Here is a 3,743-nt window from a genome sequence, read left to right as displayed (position 1 = left end):
CCGTTGGGGGTGAGCGGCAGATCGTCGACGACGACCACGGCCGGAACCATGTAGTCGGGCAGGGTGCGCGCGAGGTCCGCGCGCACGGCGTCCGGGTCGCACGGGACCCCGGGTTCGGGTACGGCGTAGCCGACCAGCCTGCGCTCCCCCGGGCTGTCCTCTCGTACGATCACCGCGCTGCGGGCGATCCCGGGCACCTGGGCGAGGACGGTGTCGATCTCGCCGAGTTCGATGCGGAACCCGTGGATCTTGACCTGGTCGTCGGTGCGGCCCAGGTACTCCACCGCGCCGTCGGGACGCCACCGGGCGAGGTCGCCGGTGCGGTACATCCGGGCGCCGGGCGGGCCGAACGGGTCGGCGGGGAAGCGTTCCGCGGTGAGCGCGGGGCGGCCCAGGTATCCCCGGGCCAGGCCCGCCCCGGCGAGGTACAGCTCGCCGGTGACACCCACCGGCACGGGCCGCAGCGCCGCGTCGAGGACGTACAGCCTGGTGTTCCAGATCGGTCGGCCGATGGGGACCGGGCCGGGGCCCGGACGGCACTCCCAGGAGGTCACGTCCACGGCGGCCTCGGTGGGTCCGTACAGGTTGTGCAGCGGTACGCCGAGCAGTTCGTGGAAGCGGTTCGCCACCTGCTCGGACAGCGCCTCGCCGCTGCACACCACCCGGCGCAGCGAGCGGCAGCCGGCCGCCGACGGTTCCTCCAGGAAGGCCGCGAGCATCGAGGGCACGAAGTGGACGGTGGTGATCCGCTGTTCCTGGATGGTGCGCGCCAGGTAGACGGGGTCCTTGTGCCCGTCCGGCCGGGCCACCACCAGCGTGGCGCCCTCCAGCAGCGGCCAGAAGAACTCCCAGACGGAGACGTCGAACCCGAACGGCGTCTTCTGCAGCACCCGGTCGGTGTCGTCCAGCCGGTACGCGGCCTGCATCCAGGCCAGCCGGTTGACGATGGCGTCGTGCGCCACCACGACGCCCTTGGGGCGGCCGGTGGAGCCGGAGGTGTAGATGACGTAGGCCGGACTGGAGCCGACGGGGCGGGGCGGGGCGGCGACGGCATCGACCGCGTCGCCCTCGTCGCCCTCGTCGACGAGCAGTCGTGGCACCGCCGGTTCGTCCGGGAGTACGGCGGCCGTGGCGGACGTCGTGATCAGCAGGGCGGGGGCGGCGTCGGCCAGGATGTACCCGACGCGGTCGGCGGGCAGGCCGGGGTCCACCGGGAGATAGGCGGCGCCCGACTTCAGGACGGCCAGCAGCGCGACGACCATCTCGGTCGACCGGTGCAGGGCCACGGCGACGATCCCCTCCGGCCCGGCGCCCCGGGCCCGCAACCGCTCGGCGAGCCGGTCGGCGCGGGCGTCCAGCTCCCGGTAGGTGAGGGTCTCCTCCTCGAAGACGGTGGCGGTGCGGTGCGGTGCGCGGGCGGCCTGCCGTTCGAAGAGGTCCACCAGGGTGCCCTCGGGCACGGGGTGGGCGGTGTCGTTCCACTCCCTCAGGACGCGGTGGCGCTCCTCGTCGGACAGCAGCTCCACCTCTGCGACCGCAAGCGCCGGCTGCTCGGCCGCCGCGGTGAGCAGCCGCCGCAGGGCTTCGGCCATGCCTCGCGCGGTGGACGGGTCGAGCATGTCGGGCCGGTGGTCGAGGTGGAGGCACAGCCGTTCGCCGGGCAGGACGACGAGGTTGACGGTGTAGTGCGTGGCGTCCGTGCCGAGGACTCCGGCGAGCCGGAGCCCGGCGGCCGAGCCGCTGAGGGTCTCCTCGTCGACCGGATAGTTCTCGAAGGCCACGGCCGTGTCGAAGAGGGTGCCGAGTCCGCTGTCGCGCTGGATCTCGGCGAGGCCGAGGTGCTGGTGGTCGAGGAGCGGGGTCTGCGCGTCCTGGAACCGTGCCAGGGCCTCGATCAGCGGCTCGTCCTCCCTGATCCGGAAGCGCACGGGGAGGGTGTTGATCAGCAGTCCGACCATGTTCTCGATGCCCGGGAGGTCGGGGGTGCGGCCGGAGACCGTCCCGCCGAAGACCACGTCGTCGCGGCCGGTGAACCGGCCGAGCAGGATCGCCCAGCAGCCCTGGACCACACTGCTCAGGGTCACTCCGGCGGCCCGGGCGCGGGCGGTCAGGCGCGCAGTGAGGCCGGCGTCCAGTTCGACGACGGTGCGTTCGGGCAGCACGCCGACCCGGTTGAGGCCGGTACCGCCGAGCAGGGTGGGTTCCTCCAGGCCGTCCAGGGCTCCCTGCCAGGCGGCGGCCGCGGCGGCGCGGTCCTGGCGGGCGTGCCACTCCAGGTACGAGCGGAAGGACGCGGCCGGCTCCGGTGTCCACGGAGTGTGTCCGGCGCGGGAGGCGTAGTCGGCGAGGAGCTCCTTCAGCAGCACCGCGGCCGACCAGCCGTCCCAGAGGATGTGATGGTTGGTCATCACCAGGCGGTGTTCCCTCTCCCCGAGCCGTACGAGGGTGAAGCGCACCAGGGGCGGCCGGGCGAGGTCGAAGCGGCGCAGCCGGTCCTCGGTCAGCAACTCCTCCAGCGCTGTCCGCTGTTCGTCCGCTCCCAGACCGGAGAGGTCGGCGACGTCCAGCGGGGCGTCGACCTCGGCCAGGACGATCTGGACGGGCTCGGTCAGGCCGTGGTCGGTGAAACCGGCCCGCAGGGCGTCGTGGCGGCGGAGCAGGGCGTGCAGCGACTGCCGCAGGGCGGGGAGGTCCAGCGGGCCGCGCAGATCGAGGACGAGCTGGCCGGTGTAGGCGTCGATGGTCTGCTCGTCGTAGGAGGCGTGGAAGAACAGGCCTTCCTGGAGCGGCGAGAGCGGGAGGACCTCGGTCAGGCCGGGGTGGGCGTCCATCAGCCGGTCCAGCCGGATCCGGTCGAGCGGTACGAGGGGGCAGTCGGCCGGGGTGAGCCGGGAGGCCAGGGCCGAGTCGGCCGGGGTGAGCCGGGAGGCCAGGGCGGAGTCCCCCGGGGTGAGCCGGGGGGCCGGGGCCGAGTCGGCCGGGTTCAGTCGGGGGGCCGGGGCGGAGCAGTCCGCCAGCAGCCGCAGGGCCCGGCCCCAGTCCTCGGCGAGGGCCGCGGCCTCCGGTTCCGAGAGCAGCGCCTGCGGCCAGGTCCACACAGCGGTCAGCTCGGCGGAGCCCGGCTCCTCGCGTACCAGGACGTCGATCTGGAGGCAGTGCTCGGCCGGCATGTCCGGCGGAGTGTCGGCCCGCAGGGCGCCGCTCTCCGGAGCCGGGGTCCACGGGCCGCCGTCGGCGGCGGGGAACCGGCCGAGGTAGTTGAACAGGACGGGCGGCTGCGGCAGTGCGGCGAGTTCGGCGCCGGCGGCCGGGTCGAGGTGGCGCAGCAGGCCGTAGCCGGCACGCTCCGGCAGGGCGGCGAGGCCGTCCCGTACGCGCCGCGCCAGGTCGGCCAGCGCCGGGCCGCCGTGCCAGGCGGCGGTGAGGTCGAGCCCCCGCAGGTCGAACCGGGCCGGGTACTGGGTGGTGAACCAGCCGACAGTGCGGGAGACGTCGAGGGCGCCGGTGGGATCGGCGTCCCGGCCGTGGCCCTCCAGGTCGACCAGGAGGGAGACGGGCGCCGTACCGTCCGCGCGCTGCTGCCGACGGTGGGCGGCCAGCGCCAGGGCGGCGAGCATCAGCTCGTCGGGGCCGGTGTTCAGGGCGGCGGGGGCGCTGGTCAGCAGCGGTCGGACCACCTCCGTGGGCAGGGTCACGGTCAGGCTGCGGGCGGTCGCCGCGGTGTCGCGTGCCGGGTCGGGGAG

1 protein-coding gene is annotated in these 3,743 nt (G+C 74.6%); it reads right to left on the bottom strand.

Annotated elements, in window-relative coordinates; genetic code table 11:
• The coding region (locus FNH09_RS45225) for an amino acid adenylation domain-containing protein (protein WP_152895689.1) at positions 1–3,743 on the bottom strand (3,743 nt) is incomplete at both ends.

The sequence above is a fragment of the Streptomyces adustus genome, assembly GCF_009377175.1.
In the GTDB taxonomy this organism is placed as follows: Bacteria; Actinomycetota; Actinomycetes; order Streptomycetales; family Streptomycetaceae; genus Streptomyces; species Streptomyces adustus.
This window is presented reverse-complemented; position numbering and strand designations above follow the sequence as displayed.